Genomic DNA, 23,679 nt, shown 5'->3' with positions numbered 1-23,679 from the left:
AATAACTGAATATCTTTTTATTACGAAATTTCAATCATCAATCAAAAAAACGAATCATTTAGTAATCCAAAACCGTAATCATCAATCATTATGAAAAAATCAATCAAACTCATTGCGCTCTTTATTGTTTTTCTGCTCTCTAATTGGAGTATTTCTGCACAAGACAAAGCACAACAAATTGAACAGCTTTTAAGCAAGTACAACGAATATGGACAATTTAATGGTTCGGCTCTGGTGGCCGAAAACGGAAAAGTCATCTTTAAAAAAGGTTTTGGGTCTGCCAACATGGAATGGAATATTCCCAACCAGCCTGACACTAAATTTAGGTTAGGCTCTATTTCTAAACAATTTACAGCGCTATTGATTGTAAAATTGGCCGAACAGGGAAAACTAAAATTAGATGTTCCGATTACAGCTTATCTTGCTGATTATCCAAAAGAAAATGGAGATAAAATTACAATTCATCAATTATTGACTCATACTTCTGGGATTCCAAATTACACAGACGCTCCAAATTTCTTTAAAGACAAAGCGCGAAACTCTTACACTCCAGAACAGTTTGTAAAAACTTTTTCTAATTTGCCACTTGATTTTACACCTGGCGAGAAATTCAGCTACAGCAATTCAGGATATTTTTTATTAGGCTATATCATTGAAAAAATTACCGGCAAAACTTACGAGCAATATTTACAGGAAACGATTTTTATTCCTTTAAAAATGGTTAATTCTGGTTACGATCACAGCGATGTAATTTTAAAAAACAGGGCATCTGGTTATGAACGAAAGGGAAAATTAATCACCAACGCCGCTTACGTCGACATGAGCATCCCTTACGCAGCGGGATCTCTATATTCTACTGTCGAAGATTTATACCTTTGGGACCAAGCACTGTACACCAACAAACTTCTTTCTGCAAAATCGATGGAGTCTTTATTTAAACCTTACATTCATTTAGGAAGACCTGCTTATGGTTATGGCTGGTTTATTGACGAAGTAGATAATGGTGATAAGGGAAAACTGAAAACGGTTGGACATGGAGGCGGCATTAATGGTTTTAATACGATTATCTCGAGATATCCTGCCGACAAAAATTTAATTGTTTTATTGAACAATACTGGCGGAACTGTTTTGGGAGAAATGAACAACGCCGTTTGCGCTATTCTGTACAATCAAAAATTTGAACAGCCAAAAAAATCCTTGGCTTTTGAGTTGTTAGAAGCGTTTTCAACCAAAGGCACAAAGGCCGGAATGGAATCTTACAACAAACTAAAAAACGATCCCACTTACAATATTAAGGAAAACGATATGAATCGTGTTGGATATCAATTGCTACAAGACGGAAAAAAGAAGGAAGCAATCGAAATTTTTAAAATTAACGTGGAGACTTTCCCAAAATCTGGAAATGTTTACGATAGTCTAGGCGAAGCTTATTTGGCTGACGGCGACAAAAAAATGGCAATCGCCAACTATAAAAAGTCGGTTGAACTGGATCCCACAAATGAAGGCGGGAAGAAAATATTAAAAGAAATAACTTCAAAATAAGAAATCCGAAAATCTTATTTAGCTTTTTTATAAACTCCGATAATTCAGATGCATAATTTGAATTATCGGAGTTTTTTGTTTTTTAACCTTTTTTCGCTTGACGGATTATTATAAAAATTATTATTTTAGCCTCACCCAAAAAACAAATTTAACCTATGAAAAATCTAAAAAGACAATCCTTTTGGATCTTGTGCTGTTGTTTGTTATGTGCTACAATCTGCTTTTCGCAAAATACTTCAAACACAGTAAAAATGCCTTCGCAGCAAAACAAAATCATAATTGACAAGATTATCGAGGCTGCCAATTACAAAAACTATGTCGTTGATTTCTGCTTGACTACGATTAATGAAGCCTCTCAAAAAGAAAAGTGGAACGAGCAAAAAGCACTCAAAATCACCGAAAGCATCAATTTTAAGAATTTCAGAGATGCAGTATACAACATGTTTGCTTATTATAACGAACTAGAACTGGAAGCAATTCTAAAAAACTATGAGCAAGACAAAGCGTATCAGATTGCCAATGTAATGGTCGTAAACGACGCCTTGGGTTACAATCTGGAAATATTTGCCAATGATATCGTAAGAGGAAAATACATCGCTAAATAATCTGCAATCTAAGATTTTAAAAAGCTTTGCCAGCGTCTAACAACTTTGGCAAAGCTTTTTTTATTTAAGCAGTTTTAGATAAACTGTATTCGGATCGTCGGTACTGGAAATTTTATAGACAAACTTTTTGTTCAGGCTATCTTTAACAGTCACTTTCAACTCATACTTTTCAAAATTATTTCCATCGCCTTGCAAAACCGCAAATCCTGCTTCTGAAAATGGTTGCGGAAAAGTATTGTGTTTCTTCCAGCCAATTTCTCCTTGTAGCGTTTCTACTGCAATTACTTCTGCCCGAGAACCCTCGTTCTGCAATTGTAAATGAAGTGATTCAGAATCTTTGCTAACAGAAAGCACACTTACATCTGGAGAGTAGATTTCGTAAACTTTCTTAATAAATCTTCTCTCAATCTTTGGATTATCGTCTAGCCCTCTGAATTCTTCTTTATCATCATCGTGATAGGCTGGATCCTGTTGTAAGGATTGCAGCACCATTTTTTTCAGGTCGCTTCTAGAAATTTTTATTCGTTGCAAACTATCCTTTGATGCTTCATAAGCTTTCTCAATCGCATGGTTTTTATAGAAGGTTGCAAGTTCTAGTTCCAAAAGAGAAAATTCTATTGTCGTATTTGCAATGTTTTCGACTTTCAAAAACATGGTGTTTGAAGTATAATCGGTATGGCTTAATTCTAAAACCGAATTCTGGTCAAGTCCTTCTAATCCGTCATTTATTTTTTGCTGCTCTTCATTAAATCTTTTTTCTTGAAATTCATACATCATTCTGCTCTCTCTCATTTGATCAACATACCTCAATCCGAATACGGATGCAAAAAATAACGGAATTAGCATAAAATACCATCCTCCTGCAATTCCGGTTCTTTTTTCGTTGTAAACTCGTGTACCGGAATAATGATCATGCCAATTTCCGTTGAACAAAAAAGAAGTTGCATTAAAAGGAACACTTCTCAACAAGCTTCGTTTTAGTATAGCGTCATTTTCCAGTTTATCACCTTCATAATCTACAACCCTTGTTTCTGTAAAAAATTTTGCGGGACTGCCGCTAAACAAACCTTCAAAGGAAAAATAAAAAAGCGTTCTGAAAATAAGAGACAAAACAAAAATTATGGTGCGAATACTATAACGCCCTTCAATTTGTTGAAACCAAGGCTGAAAATGAGGAGCGCGAGCTAGAAAATACAATAACTGATACGCAATAAGAAAATAGATCAAACTATCAAATATCAGATGAAACAAACGAACCCAATTATTCGCTTCAAAATATGAGATTTCTGTTGATTCGGTATACTCAAATGTTTCGTAATCTAATGTTTTCAATTTGTTTAGATAGACCATGCTTTTGTAAAAAAAGAACAGTATAAATAAGCGTACAGAAAATGACCAGAAAAAGAACAAATAGGCTTTAAAATCGCCTGATGTAAATGTGTAAACAAAAAAATAATACAGATTGACAACGGCAAAAATCGAATACTGTATAAAAAAAACCGAAAACATAAAACGCAGTATTCTGGTTTCTTTTTCCTTTGTGAAATAAAAAGCCAATGTCCCAATCAGCAGAATGATGCTGGTAAAAACTCCCCATGACTGAGCATTAACCCTAAAAAGATCAATTCCTGCAGAGAAATTTACATTAAAGGGCCCCAGAATCAAAGAAATAACTGAACCAAAGCTTGTTATTAAACCAAAAAACAAGCCGACAAAAGAAAGAAATAAAGAAAAAAAAGTAATTTTTTTATACATAGATTTGGGGTTTTAGGCCTCAAAAATATAGAATTAATCTTAACAATTGTTAATTACTTTTTAGGCTTCAAAATTAGTTTTGTAGAGGTTTTTACAATCTCCTCTTTATTCAATTTCATTTTCCTGAATTTACCAGCATTGTACATTTCGGCCTGATCGTCATAATGTTTGCTGAACGGATTTCCAGATTGTCCTGTCGGCAGTATGCTCCAGCTGTTCTCGATATCGGCAAAATCAACAATTCTTCTGGTAGAAGGACCGCCTTTTACATAGTATTTTCCATCATCATTAAATCCGAAAAATAAATTATTGATTACCTCGTTAGAACCTGCAGATTCGAAAGGCCCAACATTGAATATGCCTCTGAGTACCTTTACTTTTCCTAGCGGATGCTCATGCTCGACCGTATGCACGGTGCCCCATTTCCAATCTTCAATCTGATTTCCGAGTTGATTTTTTAATGCTGCAATCGCATCATGAAAAGATTTTGAAACGATGTCTTTGCGGGTTTCCTTCACGTTTTTGGTTTTAATGTTATCCCACCAAACCGAATTTTCATTTTTAACCTGATTGGCAATTACTTGTTTGCCTAGAGAAATCCCTATAAACAAATTAAAATTATCCTTGCCCATTTCGTCTTCAAAAGTATTTTTGAGATATAGATAAATCCATTTATTGTAAATTGTTGGCGCGCTGTCTTCTAGGTTTGAAGTTCCTTTCCATGACTTTAAAACAGCGACTGCCTCTTTTTCCTCTGGAGAAAGATTTTTTTGATCTAAAATAGCAATCAAATTGCGAACGGTCTCAACGGCAACATCAGAAGTATTATCATAAATCATTTTTCCGATTGCTTCTTTATCCCAATCAGATTTTGCATCTAGGAGATTAGAAATTCTTTTGGCTCGGTCTTCTGGGAGATAATACCCCGGATACAAATAACCATCAATTGCTTCAGGCTGATTATTGGCAGAATAAACGTAACCCCATTCTGGATTTTCGGCTGACGGATTTTTATCGAAATCCAAATATTCGATTATATCATCATTTCCTTTTGTTCCGTCTAAAATCAAATGCGGATTTACGCCTTTATTAAATTTGTACAATTTGCCGCTTGCCCACCAAGCCGTGTTTCCTAAGGCATCGCCGTACATTACATTAAGCCCTGGCGCAGCAATAAGTTTTACGGCCTCTCTAAAATCATCTTTGTTTTTTGCATGCGAAAGACCATAAGCCGCATCTAGAATACGAATTGGCTCTCTTGTATAGGTCCAAGACATTGCAATTGGATTTTTCTTGTCTAGACGTTCCATAAAATCGTTCATGATTGGTCCGTGACGTGTTGATTTTACTGTCAGTACCACATCGGCAGTATCTTTTACTTTTATCGTTTTTTTCCTGATTTCGTATTTACCAAAACCTGTCGGAGTTTCGTATTGGTTTGGATCGCCTCCTAAAGTTCGTTCTTGATAAAAATCGATATCATCATTTTCAAACATTGTCAGTCCGTAAGCATAATTACGATTATGCGCTAATAGCGGAAATGGTGTACCAGCGAGATAGCATCCATACAATTCGTGTTTTGGAGTTACAATATGCGCTTCGTACCAAGTTCCTGGCTGTGAAAACCCAATATGAGGATCATTGGCAAAAATAACTTTTCCGGTTTTAGATTTTTTAGGCCCAACTACCCAGCTGTTGCTCCCTACGAAAGGCGGCATGGGAGATTGATCCAGCAAAGCAGCAACCGACTTTGAGATTTCTGAATAGGTTTCCGTCTTTTCTTTTGAAATTTTTATTCTAGTAGTATTAAATTCCCCTTCGATTCCTAAATCTTTCAAATAAGCTGTTCCATATTTGTTCTTGATATCTGTCAGAAGCGGATCGGTTTTCTGCGCCATTGCAAAACTAAAAGACATATATCCAAAAATATTATACACATCTTCTATCGTAAATTTTTGTTTTTTTACACCGACCAAAGTAAACTCCACCGGCGTTGGTCCTTCTTCGAGATACTGATTGATTCCGTCCAGATAGGCTTGGGTCATTTTATAGCTTTCACTGTTTTTGTCGAGTTCGGCAATCGCTTTTGCTGAAGCTTCCTCAATACCAATTCCTGCAAAGAATTTATCGTTTTCTAATGCTACAGTTCCAAAAATCTCTGATAGACGTCCCGGAGCAATTCTTCGTAGAAGTTCCATCTGCCATAATCTTTCCTGTGCATGAACATAACCCAATGCAGTCATGGCATCTTTTTCAGAATCGGCATAAATATGCGGAACGCCGAAATCATCAAAATAAACCGTAGTTTCTTTTTCTAAATGATGTAATTCTATTTCACCTTCATATTTTGGTTTTAAGTGAAAAATATAAGCCCATAAACCAATGGCAATTACAATTATAAAAACTAATAAAGCGAAGAAAATCTTTTTTACAATTCTCATATTCAAACAGACAAATTAAACAGATTATAAGAAAATGTAACTTTACGATAAAATCTTGTAAGAGACAGCTTTCTTAAAAAGTCTAAATTTATGTAATTATAATTAATACCCTAAATGTCTGTATACAAAAAAATAGCGATTGTCATAATTTCCGTCTTCACTTTTTTGATTCTGATTAATGCAGGACTCAATTATTGGATAAAAAAACAATTACCAATCATTATACACGAAAAAAACAATACAGCATATAACATCAATTACGAAAAAATTGAGGTTTCTCTTTTCTCGCAAAACATCTACGCCCAGACCTTACTGGTGCATCCAAAAAATCAGCCGAAGGACAGCAAAAACGGATTGTTTGCAAAAATTGAATCAGTAACAATAAGGCATTTTAATATCTGGGACTTGGCTTTTAGAGATGTTATTCAAGCAGAAAGCATCATTATAAACAAACCTCGTGTGATTCTATATAAAAAAGGCGAAAAACTTCTGAATAACAGCAAAAGTATCAAGACAGAAATTATAGAACCTTTTAGAAAAATAATTGCAGTTTCAAATATTTATCTCAACGAAGGAACTGTCGATGTCGTTTCTTTGGACAGTGAAAAACCGATTCTAAGTGCTAAAAAAATCATTTTGAAACTGGAAGGAATCCTAATTACCGACGCCACCTTAAAAGAAAAAATTCCGATTCGATACGAAAAATATGCTTTGGTGATTGATAGCTTGTTTTATCGTACTAGCCCATTCTATCATTTGACTATTGGCAAAATAAGTACTGAAAATAATTTTTTGAAGGTGAATAATTTTGCTTATTTACCTCAATTCAACAGACCCGAATTTATTCGTCGTTTAGACAAGGAAAAAGACATTTACACTCTAAAAGTCGATTCTGCCAGTATACAGAAAATGGACTGGGGTTTTAAGAACGATCGTTTTTTCTTTAAGACAAATTCGATTGTCCTAAATCATTTCGATGCGAACATCTATCGAGGAAAAATGCCAAAAGACGATTTGAGCAAAAAATACCTTTACAATCATTTATTACGCAACATCAAATTTCCGTTGCAGATTGACACTTTACAGGTTCTAAAATCAAAATTGGTCTACGAAGAAGAGATTGATTTTTCTAAAGGGCCGGGAGTTTTAACTTTTGATAAATTCAACTTGCAGGCAACCAATCTGCGAAGTGGTTTTGGCCTCAAAAAAACTGATGATGTAAAAATCAAAATAAACACCATTTTCATGAAAACTTCACCTCTTAATGTTGACTGGAGTTTTAATGTTTTGGACAAAAACGACAGTTTTCATATCCAGGGCGTGATTTCAAATTTTGATGTACGGGCAATGCAAAGATTCAGCAAACCTTATATGAATGCTTCGTTTACAGGCGTTTTCCATAAATACCGTTTTAACTTTTATGGAAATGATAATATTTCAAAAGGAAATGCTTCTTTAGATTATGACGACCTGAAAGTGAAATTATTCAAAAAGAAAAAACCTGAAAAAGAAGCTAAACTTAAAAGCGCAATTGCAAATTTACTGGTAAAAAACGATTCGAAAGACAAAGCCAAAACCGCTGATGTCGAAGTCGAAAGAATCGAAGAAAAATCTTTTTACAACTTTTTATGGCGAAGTATAGCGGAATCTTTGAAGAAGATTTTGATATGATTTTTTACTCGCCACGAATTACACTAATTTTCACTAATTTCTTTTAAGTTGCCACAGATTGAAATGATTATATGGATTAAATCATTTTAATCGCTAATAATCTGTGGCAAAAAAATATTTAATTCGTGAAAATTTGCGCAATTCGTGGCAACCAATCTAAAAAACCTGACAATTGTCAGGTTTTAGAAAAATCCTTTTTTCAATATTTGTCTTTATTTTAATTGAAAGACAAATGACAAAAACACCTTTACACACTTTTCATATTCCGGTAATGGGTCTTGCGTACACGATAGACAGTCCGATTCGGGTGGCGCAATACGGGATTTCGTCTGTTATCGCTCTAGCCGATGACGATTTGATTGAAAAGATGCGTAATTTTTATAGCACTAAATTCAATATCCCTTACGAAGAAATCACACAGAAATTTCACGATTACCGCGCCGAAAGGATTACTTCTTATCTAAATTTAGTTGACAAAATTGTAAAAGAAAAATTCGAAAATTTTAAAACCGAATTAGCTGAGAGCAAAACTGCACTAGAAAATTTTATGTCAATGCTTCCAAACACTTCTGACATAAAAAAAGGTTTTCAGAACTTATTGGATGACGGAATTTCTTTCAAAGAAAATATCCAGCAGTACATCGAATCACATCTTTTTCCTGGAGAAATCGATGTGAACATCATGACAAAATTGGACAAAGATAATTTCGTAAAAAACGAACAACTTCCTACTGAATTTAATGATGCTCATGCCGCTTTGAGAGGTTTTGCTAATAGCAATCTAGAATCATCTGTTGTACTTTCAGCCGGAATGAATCCGAGATTGTTTGGTTACTTTGAAAATTTTGCTGCCTTTTTTCCGAATGAGAAAAACGAACTCAAAAAGAAAATTATTCTAAAAGTAAGCGATTTTAGATCGGCCATGATTCAAGGCAACTTTTTAGCAAAAAAAGGACTTTGGGTGTCAGAATACCGAATCGAATCAGGATTAAACTGCGGTGGGCACGCTTTTGCTACTGACGGACTTCTTTTAGGCACTATTTTAGAAGAATTCAAACAGAAAAAAGAACAATTAGTGCAATCGGCACATGATTTAATGATTAAAGCGTTACAGCTAAAAAATCAAATCTTTCCTGAAAAACCATTAGACTTGAAAATCACGGTTCAGGGCGGTGTTGGAACTGCCGAAGAACATGAATTTCTTTTAGACGAATACAAAGTGGATTCGGTTGGCTGGGGGTCTCCTTTTTTACTAGTTCCAGAAGCTACCTCTGTAGACCAAGAAACTCGTAATTTATTAATGAAAGCCAAAGAAGACGATTTTTATTTGAGCAATATTTCACCATTGGGAGTTCCGTTTAATACATTGAAAGGCACATCAAACGAGTTTTTAAAACAAAAAAGAATTCAGGAAAACAAAGCCGGAAGCTCTTGTCCGAAGAAGTTTTTGGCTTTGAGCAAAGAATACGATCCGCACGGCATCTGCACCGCATCAAAAAAATATCAAGATATTAAACTTGCAGCATTAGAAAGCAGCAAAGACACTTTATCGGCAGAAGAATTTGAAAAAAGCAAAATCAAAATAACAGAGAAATCTTGTTTGTGTGTTGGTTTAGCCAATGCTTCTTATCTTGAAAACGACATCAAAATAAAAGGTCAGGCTCAAGGCGTAGTAATTTGCCCAGGACCAAACTTAGCTTATTTTGATCAGGAAGTTTCTTTAAAAGACATGATCCAGCATATTTATCAGGGAAAATCGGTTTTAAGAACCGAACGTCCGAATTTATTCGTAAAGGAATTAAAAATGTATGTGGATTATTTCAGGAATGAAATTGAAACTATTTCTGGAGAAATAACGAATAACCAGCTTAAAAAGTGGAATTCTTTTAAAACCAATATTTTAGAAGGAATCGAGTACTATCAAAACTTACTTTCGTCAACTTCTTATTTCGAAACTGAAAAAGAAAAAATAAAAATGCAATTTGATAAGTATCAATCAGAACTGAATTCCATTAAAATTCCAACAATGGAAATGGCTTAACACAAAACCCCGATTTGGAAATTCCGAATCGGGGTTCTTTTATAGATCGTGTTATTAATTTCTATTCTTTTTTCTTTTTGCTGTCGATAACAGCACCTGTTCCAGTTCCTAAAGCAGCTCCGGCTAAACCACCAATAACGGCTCCCTCGCCCTTTCTTTTACTGACGATTGCTCCAGTAGCGGCACCAACTCCAGCTCCAATTACAGCACCTTTAGCAGTTGCACTCCATCCTTTCTTTTTGGTAGTTGTTGTAGCAGTATTGCCGTTTGCGGCCTGCTGATGCACGACAACAACTTTTTCTTTTTGAGATTCAACTTGCTGTTCTTCTTTCATCTTCGCCATTTCAGTCTTCATCGAATCGATAACACGTTGTTTGTTAATCTCAACTTTCATAGAATCAATACTGGCTTGTTTGGCTTTGTTAATATCCTCTTTGCTCTGGTTTTGACAAGAAGCAAAAATTATAGCTGCGAATAAAATATAGAAGCCTTTCATGATCGTAATATTTAAAAATTATACACTACAAATTACAGAATATCTGCTATATTAGTTATTACAGAATTTTTTTTAAAGTTTATAAGATTAGGAGGTTTTTGTTTGTTTCGTGCTAAATTTTATTTACCAAGCTGAATGAAATTAATCACTCAAAGACGCTAAGATGCAAAGTTTCCACACAGTTTGTCATTTCGACTGAAAGGAGAAATCACACGCGGGATTCGACACAGATTGGGTTTTACTTTGTGGAGTTTCTAGTGTGATTTGCTTCGCCTATTCGCTATCGCTCGAGTCTCGTTCCTCGAAATGACAAATTTTATGGTTAAAGATTTTTTCACGCAGATTTAAAAAGATTTAAGCAGATGTTCGCAGATTATTTATAGAAATCATTTTAAATCTGCTAGAATCTGCAAAATCTGCTTTAAATAATTTACTTCCCTAAAATTCCTTTTTTCAAAATCTGTCCAAAATCGTACATATCTTCATAAGAGCAATATAAAGGAACGGGTGCCAGACGAATTACATTCGGTTCACGCCAATCTGTAATCACTCCGTTTTTCATTAAATAATCAAAAAGACTTCTTCCTTCTCCATGAAGAAAAACAGATAATTGCGAAGCTCTTTCTTCTGGATTTGAAGGAGTAATTACTTCAAAATTGCCCGAAACTTCTTTGTCGATTTCATGAAGAATAAATTCTAGATAAGAAGTAATATGATCTCGTTTTTTAATAAGTGCATCCATTCCGACCTCTGCAAACATTTCTACCGAAGCCAAGTAAGGTGCTAGAGAAAGAACAGGAAGATTACTAATCTGCCATCCATCTGCTCCGTGAACTGGATCAAAATTTGGTTCCATTTTAAAACGTCGTTCTTTATTGTGTCCCCACCATCCTGCAAATCTTGGCAGATTGGAATTGTGATGTCTTTCGTGAACAAAACAGCCCGATGCATTTCCAGGACCTGAGTTCATATATTTATAACTGCACCAGGCGGCAAAATCTACATTCCAGTCGTGAAGTTCTAATTTGATATTTCCTGCTGCATGTGCTAAATCCCAACCTACTTTTGCTCCAGCTTTTTGCCCCGCTGCCGTTATGGCTTTTATATCGAATACCTGTCCCGTATAGTAGTTTACACCACCGATTAAAACTAACGCTAGCTCGTCTCCCACTTCTTCAATTTTAGCTAAAACATCTTCTAAGCGGATATTATGCTCGCCTTCGCGACGTTTAATTTCTACAATCGCATCTTCAGGTTTGTAACCATGAAAATTTACCTGACTCTGAAACATATATTGATCGGATGGAAAGGCTTTTTCTTCGCAGATAATTTTATATCGTGTTTTAGTTGGCTGATAAAAGGAAACCATTAACAAATGAAGATTTACCGTCAAAGTATTCATGACCGTAACTTCAGACGGGAGAGCACCTACAATTTTGCTCAATGGCTCCGAAAATCTTTCTTGATAATCCCACCAAGGTTTTTCGGCGTAAAAATGACCTTCAACAGCCAATTCTGCCCAATCATTTATTACTTCGTCTATATAAGCTTTGGTGCGTTTTGGCTGTAATCCTAAAGAATTTCCTGTAAAATAGATAACTCGTTTATCATTTACTTTTGGAAAAATAAATTGTTCCTGATAATGGCTTAATGTGTCTTTTGAATCTAGCTCTCGTGCAAATTCGCGTGTATTTTGAAAAGTCATTGTGCTATTGTTTTGCCTGCTAAAATAACAATTTTTGTTTGTTTTGTTTCAAGTTTAAAGTTTCAAGTTGAAATACTTTGTGTGATTTTAACCGCAAGGTTCGCAAAGTTTTTTTATTTAGTTAACATTTACAAACGCAAAATTCGCAAAGCTTTGCGTTCTTTTTTACATTTGGTAAACACAAAAGTGGAAAAAAACCTTGCGAACTTTTTGGTTAAATTTCGCACTGAGAATCAAACTTGAAACCTGAAACCATTAAAAACAAAAGACCCGACAAGTCTACAAAAACTCGTCGGGTCTTTTTTATATTATAAATTCTAATTAAAGAATTAACATCGCATCTCCGTAAGAATAGAATTTGTATCCTTCTTTGATTGCTTCTTCGTATGCTTTTTTCATTAGATCGTGTCCACAGAAAGCAGAAATCATCATCAATAATGTTGATTTTGGTGTGTGGAAGTTTGTAATCATACAGTTTGCAATACTGAAATCGTGAGGAGGGAAAATAAATTTATTTGTCCATCCTTCGTAAGGATTTAATGTGTTTGCAGAAGAAACAGAACTTTCAATTGCACGCATAGAAGTTGTTCCTACAGCACAAATACGTTTTTTCTTTGCTTTTCCTTCGTTTACGATATCACAAGCAGCTTGAGTAATAATCAATTCCTCAGAATCCATTTTGTGTTTAGATAAATCTTCCACCTCAACTGGGTTAAAAGTTCCTAAACCTACGTGCAGAGTCACCTCAGCAAAGTTTACTCCTTTGATTTCTAATTTTTTCAAAAGGTGTTTCGAAAAGTGTAGACCAGCAGTTGGGGCTGCTACAGCTCCTTCTTCTTTTGCATAAATAGTTTGGTATCTTTCTGCATCTTCAGGAGTAACATCTCTGTTGATGTATTTCGGAATTGGAGTTTCTCCAAGTTCTGTCAATTTGTTTCTGAATTCTTCGTAAGACCCATCGTATAAGAAACGTAAAGTTCTTCCACGAGAAGTTGTGTTGTCGATTACCTCAGCAACAAGCGAATCGTCGTCACCAAAATAAAGTTTGTTACCAATACGGATTTTTCTAGCAGGATCTACTAAAACATCCCAAAGTCTTTGCTCAGAGTTTAATTCTCTTAACAAGAAAACTTCAATTCTAGCACCCGTTTTTTCTTTGTTTCCGTACAAACGTGCAGGGAAAACTTTTGTATTATTAAGAATCAAAACGTCTCCGTCATCAAAATAGTTGATAACGTCTTTAAACATTTTGTGTTCGATAGTGTTTTTTTGACGGTCAATTACCATTAAGCGAGATTCGTCTCTGTTCTCTGCCGGAAATTCAGCTAAAAGTTCTTTTGGTAAATTGAAATTGAAGTGTGATAATTTCATATTTGAATTGTAGATTTTTAAATATCTATTTTAGACTTAATTATCCAAAATTTTTAATCGGATGCAAATATACGATTGTGAGATAGGCGTTGTCAAGTGTTTTGACGTTTATTTTCAAAAGTCCTTGATTTTGTGAGGTTTTCAGAACCATTAAAAATGTTTTTTTTGAACCATATAAGTTATTTAAGTTCATTTAAAAAGTGACAAAGTTGCAAAGTGATAAAGGTTTTGATATCTATCAGTTGCCAAAACTCGACAGGTTTTAAAAAAACTGTCGAGTTTACTTTTGAATACGCATAAAAAAACCTCTGACAGAAACCAGAGGCTTGTAACTATATTCTATTAAGTTCCTCGTCTAAAGTAACTTAAATAACTTATATGGTTCAAAAAATTTTACAATTCTGAAATTTGAAAGTTTAACGCTTTTAAATCATTCCAGAAATCTGGGTATGATTTAGAAACTACTTCTGCATCATCAATAATAATTGGAACTTTGATTGCCAAAGGTGCAAACGCCATTGCCATACGGTGATCGTTGTAGGTTGCAATATGCACATCATGGTTAATAGCTCCCGAACGCTCTAAAGTCAGACTGTCATTGGTTACAGAAATATTCGCTCCTAATTTTGTCAGCTCAATTCTTAAAGCTTCTAATCTATCGGTTTCTTTGATTTTTAAGGTATGAAGACCGGTTAAGTGACATCCTATTCCTAAACCTAAGCAAGTTACAACAATGGTTTGTGCGATATCCGGAGTATTGTTCAGTTCAAAATTTACATCCTGATAATTAAACCCAGTTACTTTTTCCAAAGTCATTTTATTGTTTTGGAAAGTCGTTTTTACGCCCATTTTTTCATAAAGAGAAACTAATTCAGAATCTCCCTGAAGGCTGTTTTCTTTATAACTGCTCAAAGTAATTTTTGCAGATTCTGATAAAGCAACTAAACTAAAGAAATAAGAAGCCGAGCTCCAGTCTGATTCTACAACCATTTCTTTTGAATCAACTGATTCTTTAGGAAAAACTTTGATTACGTTTCCTTCAAAACTTGTCTTGATATCTAAATCATTCAGTAAAGACAAAGTCATTTTGATGTACGGAATCGAAGTGATTTCTCCTTCTAAAGTTAGTTCTAAACCATTATCTAATTTAGAAGCTACTAACAAAAGTGCTGAAATATACTGACTGCTTACATTTGCCGCCAGCTTTACTTTTGAAGCGGTAACTTTTTTCCCTTTAATTCGGATTGGCGGATAACCTTCATTTTTTTCATATGAAATCTCTACACCTAATTGCGCCAAGGCTTCAACCAAAATTTTAATCGGACGCTCCTGCATTCTGCTAGAACCAGTTAGAACAACTTCTCTTCCTTCGTTAACCGAAAAATAAGCCGTAAGAAAACGCATTGCAGTTCCGGCGTGGTGAATGTCAACAATTTCGTCGTTTCCAGCCAAAGCTTTCTGCATTACTTCGCTATCATCTGAGTTTGAAGTATTGGCTAAAGTAATGTTTGGAAATAAGGCTTTTAGTAATAATAAACGGTTGGTTTCGCTTTTAGAACCTGTAATATTGAGTTGCGAATCATCAATGGTGAATGGTGAATTCGTCGTTAATTTTAAATTCATGATATTAGTTATGAGTTGCGAATTATGAGTAAGATAATCCAAGCGTGCAATTTACCACTCCTCGTCCGTAAATCAAAATTCGGACTGAAATTTCACAATTATTTCAATTTATCATTGTTTTTGTGACGATCTTTATCTCTAACCGATTTTAAATCCATTTTTTTGTCAAAAGCCGCCTGTAAATCGATACCCGTTTGATTGGCCAAACATAAAACCACGAAAACAACATCGGCCAATTCTTCTCCCAAATCTTTGTTTTTATCACTTTCTTTTTCAGATTGTTCTCCGTAACGACGGGCAATAATTCGGGCAACTTCGCCTACTTCTTCTGTAAGTTGTGCCATATTGGTCAATTCGTTAAAGTAACGAACTCCGTGTTCTTTAATCCAAGTATCAACGTCTAGTTGTGCATTTTTCAAATTCATTTTCTAAGCTTTTAAAACTATTTTTCTGATTTGGACTATCATTTATCTTTTGAAAAACATCTTCAAGACCTTCGATAATCCTCTGCTGCAAAAATACTATTATTAATTTCCTTTAGGCCGTTAAATTGAATTTTGTTCCGATGCTAAATATTAAGTTCTAATGCTTAAATTTTCTTCAAAACTATCTTTTCAGTTTCCTTATCAACAATTCCTTTATAGTAATTCTTTAGCATTTCGTATTGCTCTGTGGTAATGATGGCTTCGTTAATCTGGTTTACCACATTTAATTGCAACACATTGTCTGTTGCGCCTAGATGAAATTTAAAACTGCCTACATTGTTTTGCATATTCATTGCAGAAGATGATGGAAGACTCTCTACAGCATAGCCTTCAGGAATCTTTATTGTGATATTGAATTTATCCATGAATGGAAAACCAAAATCAACCGGATATTCTCGTGCATCTTGTTTGAAAGGATTTTTTTCGTTGGCAAAAAACAGCATCGGGTTAATGTAAATTTTCCCACCGATGACATCGCATAAATCATTTCCTGTAAAAGAATATGATTCTATTGTTGGCAGCAGAATATCTTTATCATTCGTAAGTTTGTATTCGCTGATTTCTATTTTGCTGTTTTTATTTTCTAGTTTTTCAAGATAATCTTCTTCCTTTACTCCGTCTACGGTGGCTCTTGCGCTAAAAGCTCTGTAATCTGTACATTGTCTTCTGATTTTGCCTGTAACTTTTCCTTCTGGTGCGATGTCGTAAGTCATGAAAACAATTTCGTTCGAATTCTTTTTCGGAATCAAATCGATATCCTCAGAAGATCCATCTTTTCTTATCAATCTCCCGTGCCAGTTTAATGTTCTGAACGGAAGAATGTTTGGCGCCGAAAATTTGTCGGAAGCATCCAAAAGAACTCTCCCGTTTGGCGTATCGGCAGCTGCGATAACATAATTAAAAGCAGTTCTGTTCGGAAAAATCGAAATTCCGTTAGAACGTGTACTTACCAATACCGGACTTGCATTTAATCCTGCAAAACGAAGCATGGCGGTCAGCATCAAATTGATATCTCCAATATTTCCTGATTTTTCTTTATAAGCTTTCTTAACTCCTTTTTCGCAACTGTAGCCCATAAAATCATTCCATTTTACTTTTGATTTTGCAAAATTTAAGACAACCAGAATTTTTTCATCATCTGATTTTGCATTCGCTAACAATGGTTTCAATTCATCTTCAAAATAACCCGATTTATTTAGTTCAGCACCAAAACTGTCGTAATCGTAAATTGTTTTGGCAACCGACTCCCAATCATGCGAAAGCACTTTGACAGGAGCATTTGGATATTTGATTACCGATAATTCCTGCTCAAGACTCGATCTGTAATTATTGATATTATTTACAAAATCTTCTGATTTCATAGCAGGTATATTTTCTAGAAGATACGTCGTTCTAGTCTCGATATAATCGACTTTGCTGGTGTTGTATGAAGTCTGTGTAACACCGCCATTTGACCTTTCTTTTTCTGTAAATGTTATACTTTTATTGATTTTCTCTACAGTAGATTTTGGAAAAATATAGCCTTTCTGTCTTATGTTAAAAACATAATATTCAGGAACATGTGTTGTAAACTGAGAATAATTTACGGGTACCTCCTCTTGAAATTCCCAATCGGGCATCCAGCTGATATTTTTTGTTCGAACATTATATTTGTATTCTAATATAGACCCTTCTTTTACATTCGGAAAAGTCAGTTTTTTTCGTCCTCGGTATTTGTTTACTGTTTCATCAAAAACACCGTCACTTTTTACTTTTACCTTTTCAACTTTTCCATTAACGATATTGTAGGTGTAAGCATCTGAAAAACTAACTGTTTCTCGAACATTCCCGTCAAAATAATACGGAACAACTTGATTAGCATATTCATAACCGTCATTCTTATAAATCTTGATTCTTGTTTCTACTTCTGTATTGAGTACGAATCCATCTGTTTCGTTGTACTCGATTTTGGAATATCCTTTTTTGTACAGGATTGCTGCTGCCGCTGAAGAATCTTTCGGATGCATTTTTTGCTCGAGCTCTGCAATTGATACTTTCCCTAGTTTAAATTCCTGCGCATGTACTTTAGAAATAATCAGCACAAGAACTGTCAAGCTGAATAGTTTAACGGTTTTCATTTTTGATTTTGGTTTGGTTGGTTTATTTTTTGGTTGATATATCTAGGTTATTCTACGTTTGTGTTTGTTTAGACTGCTCAAGAGAAATCTGCCAAACATACTAGATCCTTTTTAGAACTATCTTCTCTGTTTGTTTTGCAATCATTCCTTTGTAATAGTCTTTTAACATTTCATATTCATCGCTACTAACAATAGCCTTGTTAATTTGATGTACTATACTTAATTGTAAAATATTTTCCTCTGCAACAATATTAAACTTGAAACTCCCAGTATTGTTCTGCATATTGTAAACTGTTGCTTTTGGAAGTGTATCTATTGTAAATCCGTCCGGAATTTTAATCGTTATATTATATTTATTTAAAAATGGGAAGCCAAAATCTACCGGATATTGTCTAACTTCTTGCTTAAACGGATTTTTATGCTGTGTAAAAAACAACATAGGATTTATATAAATTTTACCCCCCATTACTTCACACAGATTATCTCCTTTAAATGAATATGTCTCAATAATAGGAGCTAATAAATCTTTTTCATTCATTCTTGAGTACTCACTTACTTCAATTTTTCCGCTATTGTTTTCAAGTTTTTCTAAATATTCGTCTTCTTTTAATTTTTCGAAATTTTCTCGTGATATCATTGCATTATAATCCGAACATTGTCTTCTTGTTTGTCCCGCTATTTTCCCTTCAGAATCTATAGTATAATTTATAAAGACAATATCGCTGGATGTTCTTTTTGGCATTAAATCAATCTCTCTAGAAGTCCCATCATTTCTTATTAATCTCCCCACCCAGTTCAAAGTTCTCATAGGAAGCACATTAGGAATTGAATATTTATCTGTCGCATCTAGCAAAACATCTCCATCTGGGGTTTCTACAGCTACTATAACATAATTAAAAGCATTTATGCTTGGAAAAAAAGCAACTCCATTGGAACGTGTACTTACTAACACGGGGTTTGCAGTCAATCCAGAATAACGGAGCATTGCGATCAGCATTAAGTTAATATCTGCAACATTTCCTGATTTTTCTTTATAAGCTTTCTTAACTCCATTATCGCAGCCGTATCCGTTAACTCCATTCCATTTCACATTCGACTTTACATGATTTAGAATAGCTAGCATTCTTTCGTCTGTTGTTTTGGTTGCAGCTAATATTTTATTGAGATCTTCTTCGAAATATCCTGTCTTGTTTAATTCTAGCCCAAAATCTTCATATTCATAAATTCTTCTCACAACCGAATTCCAGTCTGTCGAATATTCTTTGATTGGCTTGTTTGGAAACTGAACAAATGACAATTCATGTTCTATACTTGCACGATAGTTATTAATATTATTAACATAGTTCTCATCTTTTAATGCTGGAAAGTCGTGTGCTGTATAAGTTGTCTCTGTTTCTATATAATTTACTTCTTCCTTTCGAGTTTCAGTTTGATTCATAAATCCAACTATTGTACTTGTAACAACAATAGATTTTGTTCTTGTTGTCGTTGCAATTTTTGGAAATACAAATCCTTTTTGTCTTGGCTTAAAAACGTAATATTCTGGATACAAAACTTTAAACTCCGAATAATTTACAGGAATAGAAGTCTGAAAATCCCATTCTCGAATCATAAAATTAGTAGAGGACTTTATTGTATATCGAAATTCGATTACAGAACCTTCTTTGACATTTGGCATTGTAATCTTTTTTTGAGCTCTATATTTTGAAAGTACTTCGTCAAAAACCCCATCAGTTTTCAGCTTCGTCTTTTCTATTTTGTTATTCACCAAATTGTAAGTAACGGCATCTGAAAAAAGTACTTTTTCATTTAACGTATTATTGTAGTACCAAACCTTTTGATTAGCCCAATCATACCCCTCTTTTTTATAAATTTTAATACGAGTTTCTACATCTGTCACCATGCAAAAACCTTCGTTTTGATCAAATTCGAGTCTACATATTCCTTTATTATAGAGAATAGCTGCTGCCGCTGAAGAATCTTTCGGATGATTTTTTTGCTCAAGCTCTGCAATTGATACTTTTCCTAGTTTAAATTCCTGCGCATGTACTTTAGAAATAATCAGCACAAGAACTGTCAAGCTGAATAGTTTAACGGTTTTCATTTTGATTTTGGTTTGGTTGGTTTATTTTTTTGGTTTACTTCTGGTCTTTTGGTTATATCTTGGTTAATATGACCTTTGCATTATCATTCTTCGAAATCTGTTCCATAAACAAACGATACTCATCATATTCTTTATTTGAATATCTTCCTTTGGCAATAAACATTGACCTCTTATACGTTATTTTGTTATCTGCATTTTTAATGACTTCCGTTTTATATTCGCCGAACTTTCCTTTTAATTCATAATTCGAAGGAAGAAATTCTACTGCATAACCAGCAGGAAGATTTACCTCGATTTCATCTGTATCTAAATATCCTCTTTGAATTTCAAAAGGATTTTTTCTGTTTCTGATTCTTTTTACATTCCCTTTGGTCTGGTTAAATGAATTAAGCACAAAAATCATCTTGTTTCCAGAAATTGCGCCATAACCAGTGGCACTCAACAGCAAATCTTCTGTAAAACGAATGTTTTCTTTGTCATTTGTCAAACTGATTTTTCCCAGTTTTAGGTTATTAATGTTCTCCCAGTAATTTTTATAATGCTTTTCTTTTTCGGTAGGCTGCAAATGTTCTACTCTCGTTCTATGGCTATATTGTGACCCCTCTGAAATAATAGAAAGAGATCCTGAAAAATTACCGTTTTCGTCTAGCGTGTATACACCTTTGTCTTTTTGAATATTTCCTTTGTCCTCATAAATTTTGGTTCTTACAATTTCGCCGCCCTCTGGTTTTATTACCAAAACATTTCGATCATCCGTAAAAGTTCCTTGGTAACCAAAAGGATCATCTTGACTGGTGCATTCGAGCCATACATAATCATTTCCGTTCGGAACAGCCAAAATCATATGATTTCCTTGCATCGAAACAAAGTCAGATTGTATGCTCAACTTATCATAAGAGTCTCCATATAAAATTGTGTTGTACGAAGGCACATCTACAACTTGTAAAAGCGCCTTGGTATAATTGCTTAACGCTTTACAATCTCCATATCCCAAACGATCGACATCTGATGCCAGCATAGGTTTCCAGCCCCCGATTCCAACCTGAATGCTAACATATCTTGATTTCTTTTGCACAAAATCATAAATAATTTTCGCTTTCTTAATCGGGTCTTTTTCAGTTCCTACCAGCTCTTTTATTTTAGCTATTGTCTCATCTGGCAGAGTCGTAGTTCCGTTTAAGATTTTATCGCTATACCATTTTCCAAATGCTTCCCATGTTGTGGCATTTCCGTCAACACCTTCAAGATGAAATTTCTCTAATCCCATCATTACATACGGAAACAAATCGATTGATGACGGACTGTAATCTTCTCTTTTTTGCGCAACAATATTTGCAGCTGTGTAACTAAGTTTTGTATCTGAATCTTCTGTTTTTTGGATATTAAAACCTGAAAACTGAAATTCTTTCTTTTTGAATCCTAAATTATGGAGAAAACTTACATTCAAAACACATTTTTCGACGCTCACATAATAACCTCCTAAAAAAGTCCATCTTGGCATAAAAGCAGTGTTCGATGTTTCGACTTCACTAGTATAAACAATAGTAAAAGGATAGGTAGTTGGAGTATAATCGAGAAAAAGAACGCGGTTATCTGAAAAAAGAGTACTGCCGCTTACAGCACTTTGGTCTCTAAAATCTTTTTTCTTAATTTTCTTGATTTCGTTACCAAAAGCATCATAAACTATGGCTTCTATATTTTTAATTGAAGTTGATTTATCATAATGCTGGTACGCATCTATATGATTCTGCCCTTTTTCGTTTAAAACAGTAACCACTCTTTGGATTTTCAAATTCATGCTTCGCTGAGAAGCAATCGTAATATCCATCTGATCTAAACGGACTACTGCATCCGCATTTTCTTTTAGACTGTCAGCAATGGTTAAAATGGTATAATTATTCTTCTGAGCATATGAAAATAGCACAAAAAATAAAAAAACAAGTGTGTAATAAAGGCTTTTCATTAGTAAGTAATTTCTCCAAATATATATTATTTTTAGAAATTCTTAACAAATGTTTATTTTATTTACTCTTTATTTTTGCTGTCTATCAGAATCGTTACAGGACCGTCGTTTAATAGGCTGACTTTCATATCGGCACCAAAAATTCCGGTCTGTACTTTCTTCTGAAATTCATTTTCCAGCGTCTTTACAAAGTTCTCATACATCGGAATGGCAAAATCAGGTTTGGCCGCTTTTATGTAAGAAGGACGGTTTCCTTTTTTAGTCGAAGCGTGGAGTGTAAACTGACTTACTACAATTATATCGCCATCTACATCTTGAACCGAGCAGTTCATAACATCGTTTTCGTCTCCAAAAATTCTCATCTTAATGATTTTACCGACGAGCCAATCAATATCTTCCTGAGTATCGGCATCTTCAATTCCAACTAAAACCAATAAACCTTTTTTAATGTCGGCTGTTTTTTGGCCTTCAACTGTTACAGATGCTTCTGAAACTCTTTGGATAACTACTTTCATTTTTATTTTGATCTAAATGCAGCATAATTAATTAGCCACAGATTACAAGGATTAAACAGATTTAAATTCTTTTTGTTAGATGCACTGCAGTTCATCTCTACAAATAAAACGTTCCATTTTTCACTTGGAATTTGGATTTTTCAAATTGGATTTTTTTACTTTCTCGTTTCATCACTCGCCGCACGATCTTCACCATAAATGTCAGTACGGTAATGCTCGTCATCACCTTCGAGGATTTTAAGGTAACTGTTGTAACGAGACCAAGCGATTTCGTCTTTTTCTAAAGCGGCTTTAATGGCGCAATGCGGCTCTTCCTTATGCAAGCAATTATTAAACTTGCACTGATCCTGAAGTCTGAAAAATTCCGGAAAATAATGACTGATTTCTGATGGTTCCATATCGACGATTCCGAAACCTTTGATTCCAGGCGTATCAATAATTCGCGCATCAAAAGACAAATCGTACATTTCGGCAAAAGTAGTAGTATGTTGCCCTTGTTTGCTTTGTTCTGAAATCACCGAAGTTTTTAAATGAAGGCTGGGCTCTAACGCATTTACTAAAGTTGATTTTCCAACACCCGAGTGTCCAGAAAACATACTGACTTTACCAATCATCATTTCCTTTAACTTGTCAATTCCTTTATTTTCTGTTGATGAAATTCGAAGACATTTATACCCAATTTCAGAGTAAATGTGTTGTAGATAAAGCTGATCGTCTAAAGTCTGATCATTTAAAGTATCAATCTTATTAAAAACCAGAACAGCTTCAATTCCGTAAGCTTCGGCAGTAACCAAAAAACGGTCTATAAAACTGGTAGTAGTTGGCGGATTATCTATTGTAATCAACAAAAAAACCTGATCAATATTCGAAGCAATAATATGAATCTGCTTAGACAAGTTAACCGATTTACGAACAATATAGTTTTTTCTTTCGTGAATGTTATGAATCATTCCGGTAACAGTATCAGAAGTCTGCTCCAATTCATAATCTACAATATCGCCTACAGCAATAGGATTGGTACTTTTGATACCTTTTATTCTGAATTTTCCCTTCATACGGCATTCCACAAAATCTCCGTTTTCAGATTTTACGGTGTACCAGCTTCCTGTAGATTTATAAACGGTTCCTGTCATTCAAATTTTAGATTGTTGATTTTAGATTTCAGATTGCTCTTAAAACTAAAAATTTTAAAAGGCAAAATTACGTTTTTTGAATTGAACAACGCAATTTCGCCTTTTAAATTTG

16 protein-coding genes are annotated in these 23,679 nt (G+C 34.4%); 4 read left to right on the top strand and 12 right to left on the bottom strand.

Going from position 1 to position 23,679, the window contains the following annotated elements:
- The first annotated feature begins 90 nt into the window (after positions 1-90).
- Both E0W73_RS18565 and E0W73_RS18560 read left to right on the top strand, forming a co-directional pair.
- Positions 91-1,542: a serine hydrolase domain-containing protein gene (locus E0W73_RS18565; RefSeq protein WP_135223534.1), complete on the top strand. Its 1,452-nt coding sequence runs from the start codon at positions 91-93 to the stop codon at positions 1,540-1,542.
- Between the two features lie 251 nt (positions 1,543-1,793).
- Entirely contained in the window at positions 1,794-2,147 is a 354-nt protein-coding gene (locus E0W73_RS18560) for a hypothetical protein (RefSeq protein ID WP_244248513.1), read from the top strand.
- A gap of 60 nt (positions 2,148-2,207) precedes the next feature.
- On the opposite strand, the gene E0W73_RS18555 is transcribed toward E0W73_RS18560, so the two are convergent.
- Together E0W73_RS18555 and E0W73_RS18550 are read right to left on the bottom strand one after the other, a co-directional pair.
- Positions 2,208-3,902: an RDD family protein gene (locus tag E0W73_RS18555; protein ID WP_135223532.1), complete on the bottom strand. Its 1,695-nt coding sequence runs from the start codon at positions 3,900-3,902 to the stop codon at positions 2,208-2,210.
- Between the two features lie 53 nt (positions 3,903-3,955).
- On the bottom strand, positions 3,956-6,343 hold the full coding sequence (locus E0W73_RS18550) for a penicillin acylase family protein (RefSeq protein ID WP_135223531.1): 2,388 nt from the start codon (positions 6,341-6,343) through the stop codon (positions 3,956-3,958).
- 114 nt (positions 6,344-6,457) lie between these two features.
- Between E0W73_RS18550 and E0W73_RS18545 the strand changes: the two genes are divergently transcribed.
- Both E0W73_RS18545 and E0W73_RS18540 read left to right on the top strand, forming a co-directional pair.
- Entirely contained in the window at positions 6,458-8,014 is a 1,557-nt protein-coding gene (locus E0W73_RS18545; RefSeq protein WP_135223530.1) for a hypothetical protein, read from the top strand.
- A 232-nt stretch (positions 8,015-8,246) separates the two neighbouring features.
- Positions 8,247-10,055, top strand: a complete 1,809-nt coding sequence (locus tag E0W73_RS18540) for a hypothetical protein (RefSeq protein WP_135223529.1) — start codon at positions 8,247-8,249, stop codon at positions 10,053-10,055.
- A gap of 61 nt (positions 10,056-10,116) precedes the next feature.
- Here E0W73_RS18540 and E0W73_RS18535 read toward each other — a convergent pair whose 3' ends face one another.
- The 10 genes from E0W73_RS18535 to rsgA form a co-directional block, all read right to left on the bottom strand.
- The gene (locus E0W73_RS18535; RefSeq protein WP_135223528.1) at positions 10,117-10,551 is read right to left on the bottom strand and encodes a YMGG-like glycine zipper-containing protein; all 435 of its coding nucleotides are present in this window, start codon (positions 10,549-10,551) and stop codon (positions 10,117-10,119) included.
- A gap of 430 nt (positions 10,552-10,981) precedes the next feature.
- The gene (kynU, locus tag E0W73_RS18530; protein ID WP_135223527.1) at positions 10,982-12,256 is read right to left on the bottom strand and encodes a kynureninase; all 1,275 of its coding nucleotides are present in this window, start codon (positions 12,254-12,256) and stop codon (positions 10,982-10,984) included.
- A 321-nt stretch (positions 12,257-12,577) separates the two neighbouring features.
- Positions 12,578-13,627, bottom strand: a complete 1,050-nt coding sequence (queA, locus tag E0W73_RS18525; RefSeq protein WP_135223526.1) for a tRNA preQ1(34) S-adenosylmethionine ribosyltransferase-isomerase QueA — start codon at positions 13,625-13,627, stop codon at positions 12,578-12,580.
- A 393-nt stretch (positions 13,628-14,020) separates the two neighbouring features.
- Entirely contained in the window at positions 14,021-15,250 is a 1,230-nt protein-coding gene (gene aroA / locus E0W73_RS18520) for a 3-phosphoshikimate 1-carboxyvinyltransferase (RefSeq protein ID WP_135223525.1), read from the bottom strand.
- A gap of 98 nt (positions 15,251-15,348) precedes the next feature.
- The gene (locus tag E0W73_RS18515) at positions 15,349-15,675 is read right to left on the bottom strand and encodes a nucleotide pyrophosphohydrolase (RefSeq protein ID WP_007811153.1); all 327 of its coding nucleotides are present in this window, start codon (positions 15,673-15,675) and stop codon (positions 15,349-15,351) included.
- A 164-nt stretch (positions 15,676-15,839) separates the two neighbouring features.
- Positions 15,840-17,852: a DUF3857 domain-containing protein gene (locus E0W73_RS18510; protein ID WP_135223524.1), complete on the bottom strand. Its 2,013-nt coding sequence runs from the start codon at positions 17,850-17,852 to the stop codon at positions 15,840-15,842.
- A 100-nt stretch (positions 17,853-17,952) separates the two neighbouring features.
- Positions 17,953-19,956, bottom strand: coding sequence for a DUF3857 domain-containing protein (locus E0W73_RS18505; protein ID WP_135223523.1), 2,004 nt, complete (start codon positions 19,954-19,956; stop codon positions 17,953-17,955).
- A 52-nt stretch (positions 19,957-20,008) separates the two neighbouring features.
- A complete protein-coding gene (locus E0W73_RS18500; protein WP_135223522.1) occupies positions 20,009-21,919 on the bottom strand; it encodes a DUF3857 domain-containing protein in 1,911 nt (636 codons plus the stop codon).
- A 62-nt stretch (positions 21,920-21,981) separates the two neighbouring features.
- Positions 21,982-22,434, bottom strand: coding sequence for a D-aminoacyl-tRNA deacylase (dtd, locus tag E0W73_RS18495; protein WP_135223521.1), 453 nt, complete (start codon positions 22,432-22,434; stop codon positions 21,982-21,984).
- 155 nt (positions 22,435-22,589) lie between these two features.
- Complete coding sequence (rsgA, locus tag E0W73_RS18490; RefSeq protein WP_135223520.1) at positions 22,590-23,567, bottom strand: ribosome small subunit-dependent GTPase A; 978 nt, start codon at positions 23,565-23,567, stop codon at positions 22,590-22,592.
- Between the last annotated feature and the right edge of the window lie 112 nt (positions 23,568-23,679).

This window comes from Flavobacterium foetidum (genome assembly GCF_004634245.1).
Lineage (GTDB): Bacteria > Bacteroidota > Bacteroidia > Flavobacteriales > Flavobacteriaceae > Flavobacterium > Flavobacterium foetidum.
Note: the sequence above shows the minus strand (reverse complement) of the source record. Positions and strands in the feature narration are given on the sequence as shown.